The following is a 23,896-nucleotide window of genomic DNA, read 5'->3' as shown; positions in this document are numbered from 1 at the left end:
TCAGAAGTCCACGCTGAGTTCGTCGCCGCCGGTGGTCGAGGATTTTGTCGCACCGAAGAACTTTTCCCTTTTTGACTGAGCAAGGTCGCTCTTCGTCTGCTCGGACTGGTACCAGGTCCCCATCATGGTCATCTGCTGAGAGACAAGACCTCGAAGCTTCTGCATCTGCTCGACTTGCTGGGCTGCAATCTCATGACCCACCTGCAAGGCCTGCTTTTGGCCCTCCGCGGACTGAGAATGCTGCCGGAGCTGGCGCATGGTGTCCTCTTCCGTCGCGAACTGGTCCGAGGTGTATCCGGCCGCTTTCAAGGTCGAGGAGATCGTGTCCCGGTTGGTGTCGGACCAGCCTTGGTACATGGTCGAGAACGACTGCGCTTCCGGCAGGCCGTTCTTGGCGAAATCGGCGTAGCTCTGGAACCGCTGTTTCAGCGTGTCGTCGAGGTTGCCCATTGAGAACGCCATGGCCTGACCCTTCTGAACCAAGCTCTGCAGTTGGCCGAGGTTCTGTTCAACCTCACCCCAAACCTGCATCGGCAGGGAGAGCGTGTTCTGCAGCATGTTCTCGTAGATGCTGATCTGGTTTTCGATCATCTGGATCTGGTTGCCGATCTGCTGCACCTGATTGGCAATCTGCTCGGCGTTCTGACCGCCGAACTTTCAGCCATTCCCGGATCTTGTCGCGAAAGACTGGGTGACCGAGCATCAACCAGGCCTCATCAAGAATAAGCAGGCTCGGTTCACCGGTCAGGCGTTTTTCGATCCGGCGGAACATATACAGCAGGACCGGGATCAGGTTCCGGTCGCCCATGTTCATCAGCTCTTCAATCTCGAAGGTCTGGAACCTGGAAAGCGACAGGCCGTCTTGTTCGGCATCGAGGAGCGAACCCATGGGACCGTCCACCGTGTAATATTGCAGCGCGTCCTTGATCTCCCGGTTCTGGACACCCGACACGAAATCGGTGAGCGACCGGCGCTGAGACTTCGACATCAGGTCGATCTGCGTCGTGATCGCGTTGCGGTGCTCTGGCAGAACCTTCACACCCTGCATTTCGATGAGGGTTTCCAGCCACTCGGCAGCAAACGCCTTGTCGGTGGGATCCTCGAGAGAGGAGAGCGGTGCAAAGGCCAGTGTGTCCGACTTGCCGACGTCATATTGATCCGCGCCAACGGCAAGCGTCAGTGGATACATCGACTTGCCTTTGTCGAAGACGAACACCTGCGCATTCAGATAGCGAAAGAATTGAGCCACGATCAGCGCGAGAAGCGTCGATTTACCCGAACCGGTCGGTCCGAAGATCAGCGTATGCCCCAAATCCCCGACATGAAGATTGAAACGGAAGGGTGATGAGCCAGAGGCCACCTGCATGAGCGGCGGCGATCCAACAGGATAGAACGGGCAAGGCGCTTCCGGCGATCCGGCCCAGACAGAATTCAGCGGAGCCAGGTCGGCAAGGTTGCGCGTGCTCACCAGAGGTTCGCGAACGTTGGCATAGGACACGCCCGGCAGACTTCCCAGGAACGCTTCGGTCGTATTCAGGGTTTCGATGCGCCCGCCAAAGCCTTCACTCTGCACGAGCCGGCGCACCGCCTCACATTTTTCCTGAAGCCGCGCCTGGTTCGTGTCGAAGAGCACGATGACAGGCGTGTAGTGGCCGAAGGCGACGAGCTGCGAGCTTGCCTCGGCAATCGCGTCTTCGGTTTCCCCGACCATCAACATGGCATCCTGATCGAGCGATCCGGAGTTGGTCTTGAAGAGCTGATCCATCAGCGGCCGCACCTTCTGCAGCCACTTCTTGCGGGTCTTTTCCAGCACCGAGCGCGCCTCGACCGGATCGAGGAAAATGAACCGGCTCGACCAGCGATACGTGATCGGCATCAGATCGAGAGCGTTGAGGATCCCCGGCCAGCTTTCGGCAGGGAACCCGTCGATCGCCACGACGCCGACATAGCGGCCGTCCACGATGGGATTGAGCCCATGATGGAATTCAGCCGTCACCAGATAGTCGAGATACATCGGAATATCCGGCAACCGGATCGGGTGGTTTTCGCCGATCAGTGCGAAGCGGGCGAACTGTAAGAGGTCATCGTAGCGGCCGCGCCTCTCCCCTTCCCTTTCCGGCACTTCGTGCGTTTCCATGCGACGGATCGACACGACGTTCGCCATATACTGCTCGAATTCGCGGATGGTCGTTTTGAAATACTCAAGCGTCCGGGAGGCAAAAGACGTGTTCCGGCTGGCTTCGTCGGAATAAATGTACTTCACCAGCTTGGACTTATTTTTCTCCGGCGGCCGGTAGGTCAGGATGATGGCGTGCTGGCTTTCGAAATGCCCCTCCCCGGCCTCAAAACGCTGGCGGCGCTCGTCATCGATCAGCGCTGTGATCGGGTCCGGAAAATGCGAACTTTCCCTGCCTGGATATCCGGTTGAAGGAATGCGAACGGCTTCCATCTGGATCATCCAGCCGTTGCCGAGGCGAGCCAGAACCGAGTTGATCTGCCTGGAAACTTCGTTCCGCTCAAACGCGGTCGAACTCTCGCTGTCCGGCCCGGCAAAATACCAGCCGGCCATCAGGCCCCCGTCCTTCAGGAGCACGATGCCGTTGTCGACCAGCGCCGCGTAAGGGAGCAGGTCGGAAAAGGACGGCGCGACATGCCGGAATTTCTTGAGCGCAACCATGTTCAGTATTTCCGCCAGGGCGTGGAGGTCGGCCGGTAATAGGCGCGGTATCTGACGTGCCGCAGATAGACGGCGCGCATCAGAGGGTCCGCCTTGGCCATCATCCGCAGCACGCCAACCACCACGATCCAGATCGCCACGCCGAGCACAGCGGCATAGGGCTTCAGGATCACGAAAATCAGAATGACCGAGGCAAGACCGGTCACGAGCACCAGCTCCCGGTCCGCCCCGAACAACAGTGTCGGGCGTGAAAGAGCGCGATGGATCCGCGCTCTGTTGAGGCCCGGCGCGTCAGTCACGAGCCGGGTCCACGGTTGCCGCGTTCCCTTCCGGAGCAATGCCAATGGAGGCGCCGGAAGATCCGAACAGGCCGACGATCGTCGAAGCGCCGAGCAGGACCCCGAGAACCAGAACCACATAGGCCAGTCGGCGGGCAAAGTCGTTGAGTTCACCCCCGAAGATCAGCATCGCACCCGCGATCGCAACCGCGATCAGGCCAACGGCGCCAGCGACAGGACCGTTGATTGAGGCCTGGATTTTCTGAAGCGGGCCTTCCCAGGGAAGCGAACCACCACCAGAGGCAAATGCTGGTTCAATTAGGTACAGTCCTGCACCGGCGAGAAAGAGAAGAAATACAAAATTACGCGACATGAAGAGTCCCTTGTCTGTCGTTGGAATTTTTGTTGAGGAACTGAGATGCAACGGCTGAGCGGACGTCATAGGTGCCGTCCCGAAAGCCGGAGACGGACACAATGTCCCGAACGATGCGTCCGTGTTCGGGGGAGCGCTCGATAGAGACAATGAGGTCAACCGCTTCCGCGATGACGTGCGGCATAGGCTGCTGAGACACTTCCGCGATGAGCTGTTCAAGGCGCGTCAGTGCGGTATAGGCGTTGTCGGAGTGAACCGTGGCGATGCCGCCCGGGTGGCCCGTGTTCCATGCCTTGAGCAGCGTCAGCGCCGCGCCATCGCGCACTTCGCCGACAATGATCCTGTCTGGTCGCAAGCGCATGGTCGATTTCAGGAGCCGCTGCATGTCCACGGTATCGGACGTGTGCAGGATTACAGCGTTCCTGGCCGCACACTGGATTTCCGCGGTGTCTTCCAGAATGACGAGGCGATGATCCGGAGCGACCGAGACCATTTCGCCAATGATCGCATTCGTCAGCGTCGTTTTGCCGGTGCCAGTGCCGCCCGAAACCAGAATGTTCTTGCGGCCGGCAACCGCATCGCGGATCACGGCCGCCTGCCCCGCTGTCATCACGCCATCCTCGACGTACTTCGAGAGCGGGATGAGCAGCGATGCCTTCTTGCGGATCGTGAAGGACGGCTTGGAAACGACCGGTGGCAGAAGGCCCTCAAAACGATGACCGCCTATCGGCAGCTCTCCGGAAATGATCGGTTTGTCGGAGGTGATTTCCGTGCCGAGCGCATGGGCGACCTTGCCCATGATGATCTGAGCGTCATGGGACGTCATCTCGCCGGAGGGCTCCATACCCTTGCCGACACGTTCGATGAACAGTTGCCCATCCGGGTTGAGCATGACCTCAACGACGGCCTCGTCCGACAGCGCCGACAGGATCGTAGACCCCAGCGAGTCTTCCAGTCCGGCGATAAGCCGGCGGCGGCTTTCACCGTTCCTCAACGTCCCCTCCCCTACCGGTGAAAGCTGAGATGTTCAGGGGATGGTGCGGCCTCGCCGAGACAGCATTTATCGGACCGGGCACGAGGGTTTGCCCAGGCTCTCCGGAGGTCATTCGGAGTGTCCTTTTATATTTGAGATCAATAATTTACGATTACAGCAATCAGTGGTTGATTACCTTGCGAGAGGGCGCAACCCAACACGGAACGAAGCGTCATCGCAAGGTTGAGAAAAAGTTTTCCACACCTAAGGAGAGTTGTTGGAATCGGCAAATGTGACGATGGGAAACCTTTGATTAACGCTCGATTTTTGCCAAGATTGCTTTTTGTTTTCAGATCCCTCGTAGGCGTATCCACCCAAAAATCGCACGCTGCGGGTTCCGCGGTAAATTGCGCTGTTGTAGGGAAACGAAGGTCTGGCTGTTGGCGGTTCTCACTTTCCTGAGTCGGGTCGCAATGTGGCAGATTTAAGCGGAATTTCGTCTATTGGCATCTATGAGATGCCTGCTTTGATGAGCCCCTTAGGAAATCTTTCGGGGAAAAATAATGATACTGTGAAATTCACCATACGAACGTAAGCTACAGAAAATAAACAACAAAAATAGGAAATCTTGGGATCTCGAGATTTGACCTGGAGGCACTCGTTAAGATTGTGTTAACCAAAAACCGCTTGCGCGTGTACCGGAATCGCTCATAGTAATAACGCTTTCCCGCTGTTCGTCTTAGGAAAAGCGTTATTCCGAAGAAAGTGAGATCTCGGTGTCTTCTGCCGCAGAAAAAGAGTCGTTAGATTTCGACGAGGAGATCATTCAGCAGGGCGAACTGATCTCTGACCGGTTGAATATGCTTCGATTGGAGCAGTATCCCCCTGATGCGCAAAAGGGCCTGCGGATGTTTTCCCTGGCCGAAGTCGCCGACTTCATCGGCGTCACGCAGAACCACATAAAAAAATTGCACCTCGATGGCAAAGGGCCAGATCCAACGGTTTCCCCTTCCGGGCGAAGATCCTACACGGCATATCAGATGTTGGAGCTGCGGGAGTACCTGGACAAGCACGGTCGAAGCGACATCAAGAATTATGTCCCCCGCCGTCGAGACGGCGAGCATCTGCAGGTTATCTCGGTTGTAAACTTCAAGGGCGGATCTGGGAAGACTACTACGACCGCGCATCTTGCACAGTATCTCGCGCTGACCGGACATCGAGTTCTGGCTATCGATCTCGATCCGCAGGCTTCATTGACGGCTCTGCATGGTGTTCAGCCTGAATTGGACAAGAACCCGTCATTGTTCGAGGCACTTCGGTATGATGACGCTCGATGCTCTATCAAAGACGTCATTCGCCAAACAAACTTTCCCGGTTTGGATATCGTGCCCGCCAACCTGGAGCTTCAGGAGTACGAGTATGAAACTCCCCTCGCTGCGGCGAATTCCCACGAGGGGCGGCTGTTCTTCACACGTATTTCCAGAGCTCTAAAGGAAGTTGATGACGAATATGATGTGATTGTCATCGATTGTCCGCCGCAACTGGGTTATCTGACTCTGACCGCACTCACCGCTTCTACGGCGGTTCTCATCACTGTCCATCCGCAAATGCTTGACGTGATGAGCATGAGCCAGTTTCTGCTCATGCTTGGCGGCATCTTGCAGTCCATCAAGAGTGCGGGGGCAAAAGTCACTCTGGATTGGTTCCGATTCCTTGTGACTCGATACGAGGCGACTGACGGTCCGCAGGCGCAAATGGTCGGCTTTATGCAGGCGATGTTCAACAAGAGAATGCTGAACAATCAAATGGTGAAGTCGACTGCGATCTCCGACGCTGGAATAACCAAGCAGACCGTATATGAAGTCGAGCGCGCCCAATTCGTTCGTTCAACTTATGACCGAGCAATTGAGTCCCTAAACGCTGTCAATGGTGAAATCACTTCTTTGATCCACAAGGCATGGGGACGGAAATGACCAAACTCTTGACAGCCGTGCAAATTGGGGAAAATCGACGGAAAATCAATACGGTATCTGCGATTTCAGGTGAGAATAATGGCTAGAAAACATCTTTTGAGCAACATAGGTGCTCAGCCCAATAAGCCGACTGAAACGGCAGCTAAAGGCGAATCTCGCGTCGATTATGCACGACGGGGCGCTTCCCGGTCGATGATGCAGTCTCTGGACGATTTGGCAGAGAATTCGATGCGGGTGCTTGAGGGGGATGTGGTCGTTTCCCTGGACCCTGAAAAATTGGACCCCTCCCCCTATCAGGATCGCATTGGCGAGGATCCGGTTAAGGACCAAGAACTGCTTGAAGCAATCAAGGAAGCAGGCCAGCATCAACCGGTTCTGGTTCGACCTAGTCCCGACGATAGCGCACGTCACATTATCGTTTTCGGACATCGTAGGGTGCGCGTCGCGAAGAAACTTGGCCAAAAAGTCCGCGCGGTCGTGAAGCCTCTTGAAGAGATCGCCCACGTGATTGCGCAAGGCCAAGAAAACTCGGCCAGGGACGATCTGAGCTTTATCGAGAAATCACTATACGCAAGGCGACTGCAGGAGTCGGGGATCGATAAAGCGACAATCAAGACTGCTCTCACCATTGATGACACTCTGCTGTCCAGAATGCTCTCAGTGGCCGAGACCGTCCCAGCTCCCGTGCTCAATGCTCTGGGTGCTGCCAAGGGGGTTGGACGCGATCGTTGGGAAGACCTTAAGAAAATCGTACAAGCGCCAGCAAAATCTGCACTGGCACTGGAACTGATTCAATCTGATGCATTCATCGAGCTTGAGGAAGGGGGGCGGTTTGGCTTTCTGATTGAGAAGCTCAAGGTCTCCAGAGCGACAAAATCCAAGAAACAACGTCCAGCGGAGAAAGCCTGGAGCCTATCCGACGCCGCCGTGAAGGTCTCCACTAAAGACAGTGGGAAGGCGTTCACGTTGGCTTTGAAGTCCAAGGACGCCTCGCGATTTGGCGCTTACTTGTCGAATCGACTAGAGCACCTTTATCTAGAGTTTCAGCGAGATGGAGAGGGAGGAAGCGACTGAATTAACGGTCGTAAATCACGGCCAGCAGGAAATTTGGCAAAGAAAAAGGCCACCGAAATCGCTTCCGGAAGCCCTCTCTTGTTGTGGTGACTAGAGAATCGCACTTCCCGGAATCACAGTCAAGACTCTTTTGAGTCGTGAGCGCCTTTTCGGCGAGCAGTTTTCTATTGCCTAGCAATAGGTGAAAGAAAATGCAGACGCATATCACAACGACGCCCTTTGGGCGGCGGCCGATGACGCTTGGCCTGATGGCAAGCCAAGTTGCCGCGAAATCAATGCCTGATGGAGCAGCGGTCGAGAAGTGGAAGGTCTTCCGCTCGATCCGCGAAGCCCGAGACCTTCTTGGCGCCACAGACCGTTCCCTGGCTATCCTCAACGCGCTCCTATCTTTTCATCCGGACAATGAGCTCTGCAGCGACGGCACGCTCATCGTATGGCCGTCGAACGAGCAGCTTATGGCGCGCGCCAATGGTATGCCGCCAACAACGCTGCGCCGGCATCTGGCGGTCCTAGTTGATTGCGGCCTTATCGTTCGCCGTGACAGCCCGAACGGGAAGCGTTTTGCGCGAAAGGGGCGGGGAGGGGAGGTTGAACAGGCCTATGGCTTCGACCTCTCGCCGATCGTCGCCCGTGCCGAGGAGTTCGAGCAGCTTGCAGAAGCCGTGCAGGCCGAGAAGAAGGCATTCAAAATCGCAAAGGAGAGGCTTACGCTCCTTCGTCGGGATATTGTGAAGATGATAGATGCCGGCATCGAAGAACGCGTTCCGGGCAACTGGGGCCGTGTCCAGCAGATCTACCAGGAGATTGTCGGCCGATTGCCGCGATCGGCGCCTCGCCAGGTCATCGAGAAGCTTTGCGAAGAGCTGCACGAGTTGTGGACCGAGGTGCATGACATTTTGGAATCATTTACGAAAACACAGAATCTGGATGCCAATGAGTCCCATTTTGGACGCCACATACAGAATTCAAATCCAGACTCTAATTTTGAATCTGAACATCGCTCTCGAAAAAAAGAGGCTGGCGGGACCGACGAGAAAAACAACAACTTGAGGAGTTTGCCGAAACGGGAGTTGCCTTTGGGGATAGTGTTGGATGCTTGCCCCGATATTGTGGACATGGCCCAGGGGGGCGGAATACGCCATTGGCGGGACTTTTTGGCGGCCACGGAGGTGGCCCGGCCGATGCTGAGGGTCAGCCCGAGCGCCTGGCGAGAAGCTTGCGAGGCCATGGGCGAGGTACAAGCCGGAATTACGCTCGCGGCGATCCTGCAGCGAGCTGATCAGATCAAGAGTGCTGGCGGCTATCTGCGTAGCTTGACCGACAAGGCGAGAGAGGGCCAGTTCTCGACATGGCCGATGGTGATGGCGCTCTTGCGTGCAAAGCTCGATGCCGACAAGAAAGCCGCCCGCGCGTTGGCTGAGACCTCTGATGCTAGTGGCAGCCGGAAAGAAGGCTTTGAAGTGTCCGACGCCCCTCGAGAACCTATGAGAAGGTGTGAAACATGACGTCAACTTGTTCGGGGTTGCCACACTTTTTCGGATTCAGGCTTCACTCGTTGTCGACGCGACAATCGAAAGTACCGAGCAGGGAATCGTCAATTGCCTGGCCGAGAGCATTTGCGGAAATCGCGAGCTCTGCTTTGTCATCAGATCGGGCGGCTGTGGCAAGTGTAGAAACATGCTCAACAATGATGGCGTTGGCTCGCTCAACGGCCCACTGGGCAGGCTCCCCGCGGTTGTTGATGACCAGGGCGACCATGCTTCTGCGCTCTGGGCTTTACGGTTTGTTTGCCAGGTTTCCAGTAGGATCAGAACGCGCGATTTGTACTGCGTTCGCGCCTATTTTTCACTCCGGTAGTTCTGTTTCACCAATGTCGATCAGGCCATTGCGTTTCGCGCGGTCGATGAGGTTCTTAACGGAAGAGAGCGCCCATTTGATACTGCCTCGGGGCGTACGTTCGTGCAGCCGTTCGAGCTGGCTGGCGATTTCGCGCAAGGTTAGCTCAGGATTGGACGAATGGATGCCAGCAACCAGCGTCATCAGCCGGTCTTCCGGCGGACGCGGTGGCGACTTTTTGAGCAGGTCCTTGTCCGCCATTCCCTCTGCGACCATCCACTTCACCGCGCGCCGCAGTCGTTCGGGCGTCCAGTCCAATCCGCGGCTTTTCAGAAATCGCGCGATATCGTCCCAGGTGTGATCGGGGCGCATGCGCCGGACAATGGGAAGCCATTGACTGGCAGTCGCCTGAATGCGTGCGCCGTAGGCTGCCTTCTGAGCGGCCGTCATCTTGGCGAGTGCTTCAGGTCTGCGCTCTCGAATTCCTGGATTGCCGGGTAACTTCCCTTTCGCCTTTGCGGCTTTGATGCCGGCTTTTGTGCGTTCGGAGGTCAAGGCGCGTTCGAGCTGTGCGACTGCCCCCAGAACCTGAAGGGAAAACATGCCCTGAGGTGTTGTTGTGTCGATAGGGTCGCTCAGCGAGCGAAAATGTGCGCCCTTCGCGTTCAGATCTTCGATCACTTCCAAAAGATGGTTCACTGAGCGGGCGAGACGGTCAAGCCGGACGACAACCAAAGTCTCACCCGCTCCAATCTCTCGAACGAGCCTTGCAAGGGCGGGCCGCGCGCGCGATGCGCCGGATCCGTATTCTTCAACGATTGTGTCGCAGCCGGCCGATCGCAGTTCCATCTCCTGGGCTTCAGTCGCCTGCTCGTCCGTGGAGACGCGTGCATAGCCGATCAGCCGTCCCTCAGGTCGATGAGAAGAGCGATTGAGCGCTGATTTCGCCATTTGGGACGCCTGAGAGCCGATAAGAGAGCGAATTTCCAAATAAAGAAGATACGGATAACCGATCGTTTGTAAACGTCTCTTGAGCGCCTTTTCCACGATCTGAACCGTCAAAACCCCAGGAAAACCGAGCCTTCTCGTCGATCTGAGCACGGATTGCAGGGCCTTTGTTCAATTCAGAAGGCGTCAGACTGTATTTCGGCGAATGTGAGTTGAAGGGGTAATCTATGACGGAAGCAAATTACGTGATAACTTCCGTATAGATGTGGAAACCGCGATAATACAATGCCTTATGAAATTGGAAAACTGAACCTTGAGGCTTTGATAGAGCCGATATCGGCGGCGGAGGACGCGCTGGCGCGGTTTGATGAGCGTGTCGCCCGCTCAGAAGTCGGACAGGGCTTTGCAGAGCGGGCCGATTTCTTCGAGGCCGTCTCCAGCATGTGGGTTGCCGGTGAACTCGTCCATCTGGAAGACCTGGTTCTGCACGATGCCCAGATGGACGTTCGTGCACCAAGCCATGAACTCGTCATTGCGCACCGGATCGTGCGGGCAAGACGACGGGCAGTGAGAAACGATCCGGGCTGGGCGGTCTCGCGAACTGGGATCATGGCCTTTGCAGGGATTGCCGAGCAGGAGGATGAGCTTCCCAGAACACTCAAAAGGAGAGGGGAGGGGAGGGACCTCGAAACGGACGAGCACGATGCAGTTCCTCCGGAATTGGCGGAGATCGACGAGGTGCTTGCGGAAACCAGCTGGCTGGTGGAAGCCGTTCCCTCCGGATCCACCAGAACCCGGCAACCTGAACTCATTGTGGGCGAGTTGGTCATTCGGGATCCAGATTGGGACGAATCCGAACGGATCTCTGAATGGCTCGAGTTGGTCAGAAATGTTGAAGCGCTTCCGGCGACCTTGGCTGCTGCGCTTCTGTGGGATGCATGGGAGCGTCTTGAACCGCTGCAGCGGCAGCATTGGCTTGGGCAGCTGCTCGTTTCGGATTTTCTAAGATCGCGAGGAAAGGTCCGGTCGCACCTCTTCGCTTACTCCCTGGGGCTTCGAGATATCCCGCGTGAACGCCGGCGTGCGCGAGACCGGACGACGAGGTTGGTTGGCTTTCTCGATGCTATGACTGCAGCTGCATCCAGAGGAATGAAGGATATTGATCGGCTGACGCTCGCGAAGCGGCAACTCGAGCGGCGCGCTGTCGGCAAGAGATCTAATAGCAGCCTGCCGGCTGCGATCGAACTCATTTTGTCGCGGCCGATTGTGTCTGCGCACATGCTTGCCAAGGCGGCAGGGATCACGCCACGAGGGGCGCTCAATCTAGTCAGTGCTCTCGGTGTGCGGGAGATGACGGGGAGGGGACGGTATCGGGCGTGGGGGATTTTGTGAACGCTTCGCGCCGCATTTCGGACGCTCAGCTTATTACGGCTATTTCCTAAAAGTCGCCGTTAGTTGTTGGTTGCAGACACTAAAGAAAATGGGATGGATTGCGGCGAATCTCGAAAATTCGCTTGTGCCTGAAGCTGATACAGGGCAACGCTCACGCTGAGCCTGGCAGTAAACTATTCGTCGCCACTCGCCCTGGTTGAAGCATTGGCCGCAAGCGTCTAGATTTTTTTGTCCTAGCAATGAGCGGCGCACGTAATCGCTGCCGTCACACCAGGGGGTGACGATGAGCATGTTCGAGGACTGGAGGGGCCGACTCACTCTGCCGCCCTTGCCGGAGCTTCGGGTAAAGGTCGGCCGCAATGCAGTCAGGCAGGTCGTGTTCCGCGGAGCCACGACACGCGCCCGCATTTTCGTAAGCGACATGCCGGGTCATGACCTAGTCAAGACCGAACTAAGGCCACCATACGACCAACTCTATATCCGCCGCAAAGGTGCGAAGCGCCGCGAGACGGATCTGCCTGTCCTGGCGGCAGGCCTAGCACGTAACGCTACGATCCCCGAGACCATGACCTTGCAATGGGACGTTGTAGAACCGCTTACCCAGCGCGTCGACACGCCCGAGAAGCTGCTAACCACATGGGAGAACCAGTTCAGCTTTCGGCTGGAGGGCCAGAATGACGAGCCAGGCCTGCGTCTTCCGCAGTTCGGCGCTCTCCATGCTATCGCTGCCCACTTCGCCGTGGGCGACACGTTTGAGCCCGCGACGGTCGTGCTGCCGACGGGGACAGGCAAGACCGAGACCATGCTTGCCGCACAAGTATATCTTCGACCAGCCCGCACTCTCGTGCTGGTGTCGGGCGTACCCTTACGTGACCAAATCGCGGATAAGTTTGCAACCCTTGGCTATTTACCTACGGCCAAATCGATCCCAGGCGAGTTATCCGGCCCCCGTGTGGCACTCATCTCCGGTGGCATCCGCAACGTCAACGAGGCCGAAGAACTTCTGGAGAACGCGAACATCATCATCGCACTGCCAAACTCACTGGAGGCTTCCGACGCGACCGCCACCGCGACGCTAATCGACGGATGCTCACACCTTTTCGTTGATGAGGCGCACCACATCACCGCGCGGACCTGGCGCTCAGTCCGAGACCGCTTCAGCAGCGGGAAGGTCCTCCAGTTCACGGCGACGCCGTTCCGCCGGGACGACCAGCGCGTAGATGGCAAGATTATCTTCAACTACAAACTCGGCGACGCTCAGCGCGCCGGCTACTACAAAAAAATCAATCTCAGGACCGTTGAAGAGTACGGCGACCAGAAGACGCGCGATGAGGTCGTCGCTCGTGCGGCCATAGAAGCTCTGCGGAACGACGTAAACGAGCAGAAACTCGACCACATTCTGATGGCGCGCACTGAAACGCAGGCGCGCGCCGATGATCTCGCTGAGATCTACGAGCGGCTCGCCCCAGAGTTCGCACCAGTGAAGGTCTATTCAGAGAGGCCGGACAGCCAGAATCGCGCGGCGTTGGCGGCGCTCCACAACCGCAAGAGCACGGGCTCGCGCATCGTCATCTGTGTCAACATGCTCGGCGAGGGCTTCGATTTCGCTCAGCTCAAGCTCGCGGCGCTGCATGACACGCACAAGTCGCTTGCCATCACGCTCCAGTTCATCGGCCGGTTCACGCGTATGCAAGCATTGTTACAGCACTTCAGCGCCTATCTAACGCCGGTCGTCCAGTATTGCTTCTGACAGGGGATGTGCATTGGGGACGCGTTACCAGGATCAAGGAATCAGGGCAGACCAGATTTATTGAAATCATCTGCTCGCCTTCCTCTTTGGTGTCTACTGTTGGCAGCGACCAGCTCAACAATATCGGGGCAGGGTTTCGGAAGTTTTTCAAAGGCGAGGAGACGCGTTGGCCGCGGCATTCTTCGGCGCCAGACGCCGAGCCGTATTTTGCCCAGCAGGTCTTCGGCAAGCGCTACCGAACTGAAGTGGTCTACAAGCACCAGGGCGATCAATTTGCCATGCTCGCGTTGCGCAAAGCCGCCAGCACGCTCGAAGCCAAAGTTACCTACTACGAAATCCACAAACGCCCGGCCAATCCGAGGGAAGTCCCGCTTGGACTTCTCAGGTGACCGGCTTCCAGGAGATTTCAGATGCTAAACATCATTGCCTCGTCGGCCAAAGAACTGAATCCGGAATTCGTGCAAACGGTCAGGCATAGAAACGAAGACAATCTGAAGTGGGTCGAAAGAAATCTCAAGAAACTCGCGGCTGAAGAGGGGGCAAGCGGCCTGTCCTATCTGGTCCTGATTGGCGGTAAACAGAAGGCCTATTTCCACACTCGTGTCGCCCAGGGGCACCTTAGAAACGATATGAGCCCGAGTCATTGGTCACACGTCGTTCTTCTCCAAGGATCCGCTCCGACCAAGAAGAGTGCGATTTGGGAGATCTCTCTGGAGCCAGCGGAAGGATTTGGCTACCCACCCTCCGACAACGCCGTTGAAGAGGCTCATCTCTCCAATTACGCCAGCAAGAACATGTTCCCCAACATTGCGCTCCTGCAGCTTCCGGTGAAACTGAGCGAAATGAAGAAGACCATTCTGCAGTTCAAGAAGCAGCGTGTGGACCTTGATTGCGTTGAATTGCTGTTGCTCTGGCTCGGCTATGTCTGGGGTGTCGGTCGGGCAACCAATCCTCTGTTCGATGGCTATGGAATTCCGTCGGCCGCATTCATCGAAGCTCTGTGTTCCGCCAACGGATACGATTTGACACCAGGTTTGGAAAGCCGCGCCAGCTGTCCCGAGGCGATCTGGCAAGCGGCACGCTGGTGGCACGAATTTCAGAAAAACCAGCAGGGAGCAGTCCCCATAAAGGGAATGTGGCATACGGAACATTACCTCGGGAAGTAGAGGTTGGAAGTCTTCGTTTATTTGCCAAAGGGATTGAAATTCAGGGGGGATCTAGATGGCCATCTCAAGCGGACAATGTTCCCCATATCTGTCTGTCTCGCTGTTTGCAGCAGTAGGCGCCGCACCGGTTGCAAGCGCGATACTGGCACGAATTAAGACCTTGGCTAAAGAAACGGCAGATCAGAAGGAACTAGAAAGGCCCCGATTTACCACTGTTGAAGATCCGGATATCGAGGTGGCAGGTACCGCAATATCGTGGGCTCATTATTCGGTAAAACGGCCGCCAAGTTGGTTTTCCGGAGATGAACTTCAGGATATTGCCCACCACCTGATTGTGGTCGCGAAACGAGCGAACATCATCGCAATCTCGTTCTCAGATACCGGCTTGAGAAACACTATTGTGCGCAAGATTGTGAGCGCGACTGATGGTCCGTTTGCAAGCATTTCGCGCCTGACTTCAATTCAGATCAACCGGGCCTTCGTGGAAAGCGAAGTCAGGACCCTTTGGCTTAGCGGTATTCACACAAGAACCGCCATCAAGCCGGATTCAAAAATTCTGTCGGGGCAAGAACTTGAATCCTCGCTCGATCCACTCGGCGACCAGAGCTACTATTTCAGTTCAGTCCGGTCGACAATGAGCCTATCAGACGTCGCAACTTCCAAAATTGTCGGGGCCAGTCCGACTTCGGGACGCATTTGGCTGGGCCCATCGCAATCCTGGGAAGAATTCACGACAAACCTTAATCTGATACTGGCACGGGCCGCCAAATTTATTGAAGACGAGGGGCGGCCAGACCGGCCACTGCCAATACTTGCTTCCACTATCGATACCCTCGAGGGGATCGAACAGCCGTACGGCATGGCGCTCATCGTCCCTGAGCAAGTTCGTGATGGCGCTGCAGGAGAGGCAAACGATGATGCACGCCTTATTGCGCAGTTTGGAGATGTCGCGAAATTCGAGCTGACAGCGATTGAAGGGAGTCCGAGTTTTGAGACTGCTGTCTTTTGGGGTGAAAACCAAATTGGCAAGTTGGCCTACGATTTCGAAGTCGCTTCGAATTCAAAAATTCGCCTGAAAGCCCGAAAACTGGAAGGGTTCGATCAGGACGCGATCGAAGCGGAAGTCTTAAAGGTGCTTCAGAATACCGAAAATCTTACGATATACTTCGACACAGGCCACACATATTCGCGTGGTCATTTTTACGAAACCCGGTTTCGCGACGCACGGTTTGAGAACTGGGACTGGGTTCGAATGGATCTGGACGACACCGCTTTTGACAAAGAAAAACCTTTGGATGGAAAGAGATTTGCAGTCGAACAAACCGGAAGCCAGGACGACAGGTCGCTTTTTGGTCTAGTCGCAAAACATTGGCCAAACCTCGCGGACCGCGGAGCTCCAACAGGCTGGCTAGTCTGCGACGACGGTTCCATGGAGTCCGCAGACTTCATTCATTTGGACGATCAAACCGACCCACCAAGACTTACGCTCATACATGTCAAAGGGAGTGGGTCAGACAATACAAACCGAGAGCTGTCAGTCCCCGATTACGAGGTGGTGACAGGGCAAGCGGTCAAAAACTTACGTCATATCGACCGCGGGCTATTGAAGGAAAAGCTTACTGCAAATGCCAACGGCGTTTTGAAAGATGCAGTATGGCATGATGGCGTGCGACAGCAGAACAGGGACGAATTTTTCAGAACACTCGATGGACTGGGATCAAAATTTGCAAAAACGGTCGTTGTTTTTCAGCCGCGTGTTCGCAAATCGGTCTACGAAACCACTCGCGAAAGAATGGATCTGGGAGACAAAACGAGCAAAGATGTTCGTCAGTTGCAGCAACTTGATGCATTGTTGCTCGGAGCGCGCGCCGATTGTTATTCGCTCGGTGCAGAATTCAAGGTGATATCCGATGGCGATGATCTGTAGGCAGAGGGTTGACCAAGGTCACAGGTATCGATTTTCGATGAAGAAACAATCTTGATTACTTCGAAATGACTCTATCTGAGTCCACTCGCCTCTTCGTCAACTTAGGCCGTCTTTATTCAGCGATCCGGCCAATTGAGATCCGCATAACTTCAACCAACTGGCCTCCAGCAAACCCGGCGCAGTTTATTTCTCATTTCTCGACAAGTCGTTGAAAATAGTCTCTTGAACCGCGAGTGGCGACAACTTAAGTACAACTTGTGTGCGGTAAGCTTCTGCTGAGCACCATCCCATTCTGGTTCGCGTGTATCGACGGACTCTATCAAACTCTGGGACACTGCTGATCGAGTTGCCAGTCGACATGCGCCTCCCGGCGCAGCATCGGTGGTCATGCTTATCTCTAAGTGACAAGAACGGGGGTACGATGATTACGATTACCAAGGAAGCCGAAGATTACCTCGAGGCATTAGCGGACGAGCTTACCATCTCGCCCACCAGATACGAGCAGGCGGTTTCCAGGTATGAGTCCCTGGGCACCTGGCTGCATCGCGACGCGTCGTCGGTAAAGCAGTACGATCCGCAAGTTTACTCCCAGGGTTCGTTCCGGCTGGGTACCGTCATCAAACCAGAGGACGAAAACGGTCAATATGACATCGACTCGGTTTGCGAGTTGGCTGCGCTGGCGAAGGGTCACTTGACCCAATACGCCCTCAAGGAAATGCTTCGAGTCGAGATTGAGTCTTATCGTGTGGCACAGGCCATGGTGAAGCCGCTCGGCGAAGGCCGTCGTTGCTGGACGCTCGAGTATGCGGATGGTGCCCAGTTCCATATGGACATCGTACCGGCGCTCCCAAACGGAGCCTCTACGCGGCTTTTGCTGGAATCGAGCGGGCTCAACGCGCAGTGGGCCAGCACTGCGATAGCCATCACAGACAACAAACACCCTCTCTTCTTTCAGCACACCAGCGACTGGCCTCGATCCAACCCAAAGGGCTACGCCAACTGGTTCCGTTCGCGCATGGCTGTCGCTTTCTCGCGCAAGCGCCGCAAGCTCGCCGAAGCAACCCAGGCCAGCGTGGAGAGTATCCCCGATTACCGTGTGGTCACTCCGCTGCAACAAGCAATCATGATCCTCAAACGGCACCGCGATCAGATGTTCGCGGACCGTAAGGACGTCAAACCGATCTCGGTGATTCTCACGACCTTGTCGGCGCACGCATATGAAGGCGAGGAAACGATCGGCCAAGCCCTCGTTTCGATCCTGATCAAGATGGATCGTTTCATCGGCTTCGACGGCATTCGGTACTATATACCCAATCCGTCTGACCCCCTTGAGAATTTCGCCGACAAGTGGGCAGAACATCCGGAACGCCGGGTTGCTTTCTTCGAATGGCTGGAAGCAGCTCGGCGAGACTTCTTCTACGCGGCCCAGGTGAGTAGTCGTCAGGCAATAACCGACTCCGTGGCCCCCGGCATTGGTCGTGGTCTGGCTGAGCGGGCTGGGGATCGGGCAGCGCCAAAGCCCACATCGTCGCTACTGCGTCCTACCACCGTCGCGCCTGCTGTGCTGGCTGCGCCGTCCTTCCCCGCCGAGGCGCGCGTTCCGGGCAAGCCGGCAGGGTTCGGCGGCAAATGATCTGGTGGGTTTCGAATCCCGGCCGGGGCCTGTCAGAGCGGCTTGAAATAGCTCGGCTTGAGCAATCGGCTGACTGGCTCCAGAACGTGCGATGGGGCCTTGACGGACTGAAGTTGCTGTTGAACTTCGAGATTGTCGAAGCGGATTCCAGGTGGCGCCTCGTAATGCACTACCCGGACTTTTTCCCATCGATTCCTCCGTTGGTATTCAACGCCGACGGTGAACGCATATCCGGACATCAGTACGGTCAGTCTGGCGAGCTTTGTCTCGAGTATCGGCCCGACAATTGGGAACTGAGTTGCACTGGCTCAATGATGATCGAAAGCGCCCATCGCCTGCTTGTTGGCGAGAGCGCAGAAATGGAGGGCCACGGGGTTCTCTCAGCTCACGCGGTATCGGAAGGTCAGCGTCTTCGCGGGACCTATCTCAGGCTTGTCATACCCGAGGAAGCGTTGCGTTTGCTTCAGGCCATGGATGACGGTCACCTGGAGCCAATCGAGGTCGACGAACACTACTATGGAGAAGCTGCCGTTGCGCATCTTACTGCTCTAGGCTCGGATGGAGATAGGATTTGGCAACAGAATAAGCCCGTGGCGACCGCCTCTAACTACAAGGGGACGGCGATCCGTGTTCCTCGGGGACTTATATTTCCGGGCCCAGCCAACGAAAAAAACTTGTCCCTCGTTCTCGAGTCTGCAGGCATCAACACTGAATATCCGGCTTGGCCGCCTGCCACCTACCTGCTTGTAGATGACGCGACCGCTTGGTTGGCAATGGTGTACCGCAAGACGGCAGGCGGCGTCCTCGATTACGGCTATGCCACATTCGTTATCGACGCCGACCAACAGCGACTTCCTACCGCAAACTCGGCGCTCTCCGAAAAGAGGATCGCTCTAATAGGATGCGGCTCTCTCGGATCGAAAGTGGCGGCAATGCTGGTGCGATCGGGTGCCCGCAAACTTGAACTGTTTGACGACGACATTCTCGCTCCCGGCAACTTAGTGAGGAACGAGCTGGATTGGCGTGGTGTCGGTGCTCACAAGGCAAAGGTATTGCGGGCGCGGCTACTCGAAATTGCCCCAGAAGCTAGGGTCACCGTGCAAATCGTAAACCTTGGCGGGCAGGAGAGTTCTGAGTGGACCGCCACTGCGCTCGAAACGCTCTCCAACTGCGACCTGATTATCGACGCTACGGCGGATGCAACTGTTTTCGGCCTCGCCGCATCCGCCGCAAGATTCAGTGGCCGGGCAATGGTCTGGGCTGAGGTCTTCGGCGGTGGGATCGGTGGGATCGTGGCCCGATCCCGACCTGGTCACGATCCGTCACCTGACGTGGCACGCCGCCAGATTCTCAGGTGGTGCGACGATCAGAACATTGAGTGGGAGATGCCTTCCCAGCAAGTGGACTACGGTGTCTTGCGGACGGCTCAGCCACCGTTGATCGCCGACGACGCAGACGTCTCCGTAATTGCTGGCCACCTCGCCCGTTTCGCTATCGATACCCTTCGCGGTGGTGGCAGCCAATTTCCCGCTCCGGCGTATGCGATAGGCCTTAGCGAAGGTTGGATATTCACAGCCCCATTCGATACTCACCCCATCAGCTATACCGGCACGGAAGGCTGGGATGCGGGTTCGTGCCCCGATGAGGTGAAGCTGAAAGAACTCGTGTCTCTTCTCTTCCCTGAACAGGACCAAGATGCAAATCGCTCTGCCTAGTTCGGTCCGCAGGAAAATCCGCCGGGAACTGTCCCAAGCAGGGCGCCGGGAAACCGGGGGCTTGTTGCTCGCTGAGCAGTTGGATGACGAGGGGCGATTTCGGGTTGTAGACGTCACGGTCGATCCAAGGGGTGGTGAAAGCGCGTACTTCGAGCGTCGCCCGGAGCTACACACCCAAGCGTTGGAAGCCTTTTTCAAGAAGCATGGCAACGACTTCAGCCGCTTTAATTACCTTGGGGAATGGCATTCTCATCCTAGCTTTTCGGTGACCCCGAGTATGACCGACATAACTACCATGCAGGCCCTGGTCGAGGACGCCGGCAACATAGACTTCTCCGTCTTGATGATTGTTCGGCTGCGGATGTTCGTGATGCTACAGGTGGGAACCTACCTGTTTATGCGCGGCCGATGGCCACAACGTGTCGAAATGATCAATGACCCGGTGTCGCGATCGCATAGAAGAATCATTTGAAAGGTGTCGCCTTCGGTGCGGCAATAGGAAGGCGAAATGTCGAAGACAACAATTCCAGCAAAAGTCGCAAATGCCCTGTGGGCAAAGGCGGGGGGGCGGTGTCAATTCCGTGGATGTAACAAGCTCCTGATCGGCGACCTCATCTCAGGCAAACGCACAGGTAAGTTCGGCTATATTGCCCACATCGTCGCTGACGAGTCCGGCGGACCCAGGGGAGATACGGTGAGATCTCCCCAGCTTGCCCAAGACATCGACAACCTAATGCTAATGTGTCCGGTCCACCACAAGGCGATCGACGTGGACTATCTGGCCGACTATCCCGAGGATGTTCTTCTGGCCATGAAGGCGGAGCACGAGGACCGGATTGAAATCGTCACCGACATGGATGTCGACCGCGTCTCGCATGTCGTCAGGTTTGCCGCCACGATTGGCCAACGCGACTCCTTAGTGACGACGCGTGCAATCTTCAGCGCGATGCCCCCGGATCACCACCCAGCGGAAGGCCGCACGATCGACCTCGAATTGATCGGATCGGAGCGGAAGGATCACGAAAAAGCTTACTGGACCGAGCAGAACGAGAACTTGGAGCGTCTTTTCGCACGGAAGATTAAGGAGCGCATCGAACAGCGGGAGATTCGTCAGCTCAGCGTCTTCGCCTTAGCACCGCAGCCGTTGCTTATCCGTCTCGGTACACTCTTAGGGGACATAGTTCCCGTTTCTGTACATCAGAAGCACCGCGAACCGAACACATGGAAATGGCTGTCTGACCAACCGCACATTTTCTACCAGGTCACGGAATACGGTGGCAGGAAGGACGTGCCGGTTGCGCTAAAGTTGGCTCTGAGCGCCACGGTGAATGACGACCGGATTACCTCCGTGTTGGGGAAAGAGACGGCCATATGGTCGATCACATGTGAGCAACCAGGAAACGACATAATGCGCAGGAAGGACGACCTTTCTACCTACAAGAAGTTGCTTCGCGACCTCTTTAACAGAATGAAAGCCCATCATGGGGAAGGCGTGTTGGTCCACGTGTTTCCAGCGGTGCCGGCGTCTGCAGCTGTGGAAACAGGGCGTGTCTGGATGCCGAAAGCGGACCTCGCGATGAAAATCTATGACCAGAACCGAACCGCGCAGGCTTTTGTCCCGACGATCTCAATCGGCTACGAACCAGGGGAAGGCTAACACGACGGCCTCTGCGGACCATCGCTCTCTGGGAGCCATTAGACAACAACTGAAGGGTCAGCTTTTTTCGTTCGAAAGTTCCACGCGGCTGTGGATGAGGCGGCGTTCGAATACGGTGCGACGCATCTAAAAGCAGATGATCGCACAGAGGACATTCCGAGACCGGCCTCAAGCTAGCCATCGACGCTGCTGCGGCCCCCTCGCGGTCTTTGTAAGACGAGTGTCAGTTGCCTAAGCAATCTTGTGAAGTCTCACATTCTCGATAACCTGTATGGCAATCTTTCATAGATGCCGGTGACGGTTCAATTAGATCACTGAACTCCTCCAACATGTTGACCGCAGGTACCACCAGCATGAGTTCTGATTTGCATACTGTCAGAAAACTGACTATATATCTGACGCAAGGAGATTGCTATGACCACTACATCTCAAGCCATCAAGGCTTATGCAGAGGCTTTGCCGGAGGGGGCGACCCTGTCCGCAAGAGAGTTATTGCATCTTGGCGAACGCGCTGCGGTGGACCAGGCGTTATCGAGGCTCGTCAAGCGTGGAGAGCTCATGCGTGTCAGGCGTGGCCTATTCGCTTTGCCGGTCAAGACACGGTTCGGAGAACGGGCACCTTCTGTTGGAGCGGTCGTGGAGAGCATTGCCAGGACGACTGGCGAGCGTGTCTCGATCAGCGGTGCTTCGGCAGCCAACATCCTTGGCCTGTCGACGCAAAACCCGGCACGCCAAATCTTCTGGACATCCGGCCCCAGCCGACGCCTAAAGCTCGGTGCGCAAGAGATCGAACTCAGGCATGTGCCAAATTGGCAGCTTCGCGCTCCCAACAGCAGAGCTGGGCATGCCTTTCGCGCGCTTGCCTATTTCGGGAAGTCCGAGGCACGGGACACCTTGATGCGACTAAAGTCTCAGCTCAGCGAAGAAGAACGGCGCGAGCTTTTCGGATTGCGCGCCAGCGCTCCAATCTGGATGGCGAAAGAGCTAAGCTCTCTGGCCGTCTCCGATAGTACCCAATGACCTCGCAAACATATTTCGAACTGTCGACTGAAGACAAGATTGATGCATTGGAGGCGGCCGCCTCTGCCCTGGGGCGGCCCGCTGACCTACTGGAGAAAGATATCTGGGTCGTTTGGGCGCTCAACGCGCTTTTTGACAACCCGGTCGGCGATCATCTTGTCTTCAAGGGCGGAACGTCGCTGTCAAAAGTCTACAAGGCGATCAATCGGTTTTCAGAAGACATCGATCTGACTTACGATATCAGGCAGATCATCCCGGATCTGATTGAAAACCCCGATGATCCGTACCCTCCCAGCCGTTCGCAAGCCAGGAAATGGACCGAAACGGTTCGCGAGCGACTAGAGGAATGGGTCAAAACAGTCCCGCACTCGATCCTTTCGGAAAGCATCAAGACGCAAGGCGTAGCTGCCACATTGGTCCGTAAAGAAGATCAACTTTACCTGGAATACGAAGCAGTCCGAAGTGGCACGGGCTATGTGAGACCGGTTGTACTTCTCGAGTTCGGGGCCAGATCCACCGGTGAGCCGGCGGAACGGCATTCCATCCATTGCGATATCTCAGACGCGCTTCCAGACCTTGTTACACCGATGGCTCATCCACGCGTGATGCGTGCTGAACGGACCTTCTGGGAAAAGGCAACCGCGATGCATGCCTACTGTCTGAAAGGCTCATTCCGTGGTGGCGATCGTTTCGCTCGCCATTGGTTCGATCTCGACTGTCTAGATCGCATGGGAATTGCTCAAAAGGCTCTTGATGATCGCAGCCTTGGCAAAGATGTCGCTAGACATAAGCAGATATTCTTTCGGGAGAACGACAGCTCCGGAAAGCCTATAGACTATAAAGAAGCAGTCGCCGGCTCACTCTGTTTGGTACCAGCCGGAGATGCCCTCGATGCCCTGAGGCAGGACTATCAGAAAATGCTCGAAGCTGGCCTCCTTCAGAGCGATGCCATTGAATTTAGCGAACTTGTCGAACGTCTCGCAAAACTTCAGGATCGGGCGAACGTGGGTTTGGCAGAGCCAGGATTGTCCGAATAGGGCTGCAACTCGCGTGCCTGAACTCCTGTCATCACAACAAAACCGCCGACTGACTAACCTTTTTGGCGTCGCCCTCCGGGCCGGGCTGTTGGCAAAGCTGAAGCCCGCAAGCGGTCTTCCCCCATCCGGGCATCCATCCCTGACGCAAGCAGGAGCTTGCCACATGCGGGAACGGTGACAATCCTGGTGCCGCTTGCGCGCATCGGCCGGCAAGGGACACTCGCGCCGCGGCTGGTGGCCGAAGATGCGACCCTGCACAATTGCCAACTCACCATCCCCGCCCTTGTCCTGCCTTGCTCTTCGCGGCCTCCGGGTCCCGCCCCGAAACTTAAGGGAGCGGAAAGCGGTCTCGATTGAGGCATGTCTGACCGGGACCCGGCTTCGCCTCGCTCGGCTTGACGCAACGGCGGCTAGATACTTTCTTCCCCTTCGAACTGGCGTTCGAATTCCTCGCGGGTAGCCAAGAA

At 56.2% G+C, this 23,896-nt stretch carries 21 protein-coding genes; 14 read left to right on the top strand and 7 right to left on the bottom strand.

The window, feature by feature from the left end; translation table 11 throughout:
• The 5 genes from trbJ to trbB are packed head-to-tail and all read right to left on the bottom strand — an operon-like array spanning position 1 to position 4,322.
• Positions 1 to 618 (bottom strand): P-type conjugative transfer protein TrbJ, encoded by a 618-nt coding sequence (gene trbJ, locus J7447_RS28995; protein ID WP_353653827.1) that lies wholly within the window; start codon positions 616 to 618, stop codon positions 1 to 3.
• Entirely contained in the window at positions 515 to 2,677 is a 2,163-nt protein-coding gene (locus J7447_RS28990; RefSeq protein ID WP_209171642.1) for a DUF87 domain-containing protein, read from the bottom strand. The genes trbJ and J7447_RS28990 overlap by 104 nt, the downstream gene beginning before the upstream one ends.
• Before the next feature lie 2 nt (positions 2,678 to 2,679).
• Positions 2,680 to 2,976: a conjugal transfer protein TrbD gene (locus tag J7447_RS28985; RefSeq protein ID WP_353653825.1), complete on the bottom strand. Its 297-nt coding sequence runs from the start codon at positions 2,974 to 2,976 to the stop codon at positions 2,680 to 2,682.
• Positions 2,969 to 3,328, bottom strand: coding sequence for a TrbC/VirB2 family protein (locus tag J7447_RS28980; protein ID WP_286189694.1), 360 nt, complete (start codon positions 3,326 to 3,328; stop codon positions 2,969 to 2,971). The genes J7447_RS28985 and J7447_RS28980 overlap by 8 nt, the downstream gene beginning before the upstream one ends.
• Positions 3,318 to 4,322 (bottom strand): P-type conjugative transfer ATPase TrbB, encoded by a 1,005-nt coding sequence (gene trbB, locus J7447_RS28975; protein ID WP_209171640.1) that lies wholly within the window; start codon positions 4,320 to 4,322, stop codon positions 3,318 to 3,320. Before trbB ends, J7447_RS28980 begins: the two co-directional genes overlap by 11 nt.
• 749 nt (positions 4,323 to 5,071) lie before the next feature.
• Here trbB and repA point away from each other — a divergent pair.
• From repA to repC, 3 genes are all read left to right on the top strand, one after another.
• A complete protein-coding gene (gene repA, locus J7447_RS28970; RefSeq protein ID WP_209171665.1) occupies positions 5,072 to 6,274 on the top strand; it encodes a plasmid partitioning protein RepA in 1,203 nt (400 codons plus the stop codon).
• A 78-nt stretch (positions 6,275 to 6,352) separates the two neighbouring features.
• Positions 6,353 to 7,348 carry a plasmid partitioning protein RepB gene (gene repB, locus J7447_RS28965; protein WP_209171639.1) on the top strand — a complete coding sequence of 332 codons (996 nt, stop codon included), beginning with the start codon at positions 6,353 to 6,355 and terminating at the stop codon, positions 7,346 to 7,348.
• Between the two features lie 191 nt (positions 7,349 to 7,539).
• The gene (gene repC, locus J7447_RS28960; RefSeq protein ID WP_209171638.1) at positions 7,540 to 8,853 is read left to right on the top strand and encodes a plasmid replication protein RepC; all 1,314 of its coding nucleotides are present in this window, start codon (positions 7,540 to 7,542) and stop codon (positions 8,851 to 8,853) included.
• A gap of 43 nt (positions 8,854 to 8,896) precedes the next feature.
• Here repC and J7447_RS28955 read toward each other — a convergent pair whose 3' ends face one another.
• Positions 8,897 to 9,106: a hypothetical protein gene (locus J7447_RS28955; RefSeq protein ID WP_209171637.1), complete on the bottom strand. Its 210-nt coding sequence runs from the start codon at positions 9,104 to 9,106 to the stop codon at positions 8,897 to 8,899.
• A gap of 87 nt (positions 9,107 to 9,193) precedes the next feature.
• Entirely contained in the window at positions 9,194 to 10,135 is a 942-nt protein-coding gene (locus J7447_RS28950; protein ID WP_209171664.1) for a recombinase family protein, read from the bottom strand.
• A gap of 282 nt (positions 10,136 to 10,417) precedes the next feature.
• Here J7447_RS28950 and J7447_RS28945 point away from each other — a divergent pair, with 282 nt between their 5' ends.
• From J7447_RS28945 to J7447_RS28895, 11 genes are all read left to right on the top strand, one after another.
• Complete coding sequence (locus J7447_RS28945; protein ID WP_209171636.1) at positions 10,418 to 11,524, top strand: RHE_PE00001 family protein; 1,107 nt, start codon at positions 10,418 to 10,420, stop codon at positions 11,522 to 11,524.
• A gap of 283 nt (positions 11,525 to 11,807) precedes the next feature.
• Positions 11,808 to 13,274: a DEAD/DEAH box helicase family protein gene (locus J7447_RS28940; protein WP_209171635.1), complete on the top strand. Its 1,467-nt coding sequence runs from the start codon at positions 11,808 to 11,810 to the stop codon at positions 13,272 to 13,274.
• Positions 13,265 to 13,663 (top strand): hypothetical protein, encoded by a 399-nt coding sequence (locus J7447_RS28935; protein ID WP_209171634.1) that lies wholly within the window; start codon positions 13,265 to 13,267, stop codon positions 13,661 to 13,663. The genes J7447_RS28940 and J7447_RS28935 overlap by 10 nt, the downstream gene beginning before the upstream one ends.
• A gap of 21 nt (positions 13,664 to 13,684) precedes the next feature.
• Complete coding sequence (locus J7447_RS28930) at positions 13,685 to 14,440, top strand: hypothetical protein (RefSeq protein WP_209171633.1); 756 nt, start codon at positions 13,685 to 13,687, stop codon at positions 14,438 to 14,440.
• 55 nt (positions 14,441 to 14,495) lie between these two features.
• Positions 14,496 to 16,367: a hypothetical protein gene (locus J7447_RS28925; RefSeq protein ID WP_209171632.1), complete on the top strand. Its 1,872-nt coding sequence runs from the start codon at positions 14,496 to 14,498 to the stop codon at positions 16,365 to 16,367.
• Between the two features lie 421 nt (positions 16,368 to 16,788).
• Positions 16,789 to 18,000 carry a nucleotidyltransferase gene (locus J7447_RS28920; RefSeq protein WP_209171631.1) on the top strand — a complete coding sequence of 404 codons (1,212 nt, stop codon included), beginning with the start codon at positions 16,789 to 16,791 and terminating at the stop codon, positions 17,998 to 18,000.
• Entirely contained in the window at positions 17,997 to 19,715 is a 1,719-nt protein-coding gene (locus J7447_RS28915; protein WP_209171630.1) for a ThiF family adenylyltransferase, read from the top strand. The genes J7447_RS28920 and J7447_RS28915 overlap by 4 nt, the downstream gene beginning before the upstream one ends.
• A complete protein-coding gene (locus J7447_RS28910; protein WP_209171629.1) occupies positions 19,696 to 20,187 on the top strand; it encodes a Mov34/MPN/PAD-1 family protein in 492 nt (163 codons plus the stop codon). The genes J7447_RS28915 and J7447_RS28910 overlap by 20 nt, the downstream gene beginning before the upstream one ends.
• Before the next feature lie 36 nt (positions 20,188 to 20,223).
• Entirely contained in the window at positions 20,224 to 21,372 is a 1,149-nt protein-coding gene (locus tag J7447_RS28905) for an SAVED domain-containing protein (RefSeq protein ID WP_209171628.1), read from the top strand.
• A 414-nt stretch (positions 21,373 to 21,786) separates the two neighbouring features.
• Positions 21,787 to 22,392, top strand: a complete 606-nt coding sequence (locus tag J7447_RS28900; RefSeq protein ID WP_209171627.1) for a DUF6088 family protein — start codon at positions 21,787 to 21,789, stop codon at positions 22,390 to 22,392.
• On the top strand, positions 22,389 to 23,429 hold the full coding sequence (locus J7447_RS28895) for a nucleotidyl transferase AbiEii/AbiGii toxin family protein (RefSeq protein WP_209171626.1): 1,041 nt from the start codon (positions 22,389 to 22,391) through the stop codon (positions 23,427 to 23,429). The genes J7447_RS28900 and J7447_RS28895 overlap by 4 nt, the downstream gene beginning before the upstream one ends.
• Positions 23,430 to 23,896 lie beyond the last annotated feature (467 nt).

Origin of the sequence: Labrenzia sp. R5_0 (assembly GCF_017743835.1) — a bacterium.
GTDB classification, from domain to species: Bacteria; Pseudomonadota; Alphaproteobacteria; order Rhizobiales; family Stappiaceae; genus Roseibium; species Roseibium algicola.
Note: the sequence above shows the minus strand (reverse complement) of the source record. Positions and strands in the feature narration are given on the sequence as shown.

Coding starts and splice junctions, on each gene's coding strand:
- J7447_RS28990 (WP_209171642.1), bottom strand. CDS start 2,677: ATGGTTGCGCTCAAGAAATTCCGGCATGTCGCGCCGTCCTTTTCCGAC.
- J7447_RS28980 (WP_286189694.1), bottom strand. CDS start 3,328: ATGTCGCGTAATTTTGTATTTCTTCTCTTTCTCGCCGGTGCAGGACTG.
- repB (WP_209171639.1), top strand. CDS start 6,353: ATGGCTAGAAAACATCTTTTGAGCAACATAGGTGCTCAGCCCAATAAG.
- repC (WP_209171638.1), top strand. CDS start 7,540: ATGCAGACGCATATCACAACGACGCCCTTTGGGCGGCGGCCGATGACG.
- J7447_RS28955 (WP_209171637.1), bottom strand. CDS start 9,106: ATGGTCGCCCTGGTCATCAACAACCGCGGGGAGCCTGCCCAGTGGGCC.
- J7447_RS28950 (WP_209171664.1), bottom strand. CDS start 10,135: ATGGCGAAATCAGCGCTCAATCGCTCTTCTCATCGACCTGAGGGACGG.
- J7447_RS28945 (WP_209171636.1), top strand. CDS start 10,418: ATGCCTTATGAAATTGGAAAACTGAACCTTGAGGCTTTGATAGAGCCG.
- J7447_RS28940 (WP_209171635.1), top strand. CDS start 11,808: ATGAGCATGTTCGAGGACTGGAGGGGCCGACTCACTCTGCCGCCCTTG.
- J7447_RS28930 (WP_209171633.1), top strand. CDS start 13,685: ATGCTAAACATCATTGCCTCGTCGGCCAAAGAACTGAATCCGGAATTC.
- J7447_RS28925 (WP_209171632.1), top strand. CDS start 14,496: ATGGCCATCTCAAGCGGACAATGTTCCCCATATCTGTCTGTCTCGCTG.
- J7447_RS28920 (WP_209171631.1), top strand. CDS start 16,789: ATGATTACGATTACCAAGGAAGCCGAAGATTACCTCGAGGCATTAGCG.
- J7447_RS28915 (WP_209171630.1), top strand. CDS start 17,997: ATGATCTGGTGGGTTTCGAATCCCGGCCGGGGCCTGTCAGAGCGGCTT.
- J7447_RS28910 (WP_209171629.1), top strand. CDS start 19,696: ATGCAAATCGCTCTGCCTAGTTCGGTCCGCAGGAAAATCCGCCGGGAA.
- J7447_RS28905 (WP_209171628.1), top strand. CDS start 20,224: ATGTCGAAGACAACAATTCCAGCAAAAGTCGCAAATGCCCTGTGGGCA.
- J7447_RS28900 (WP_209171627.1), top strand. CDS start 21,787: ATGACCACTACATCTCAAGCCATCAAGGCTTATGCAGAGGCTTTGCCG.
- J7447_RS28895 (WP_209171626.1), top strand. CDS start 22,389: ATGACCTCGCAAACATATTTCGAACTGTCGACTGAAGACAAGATTGAT.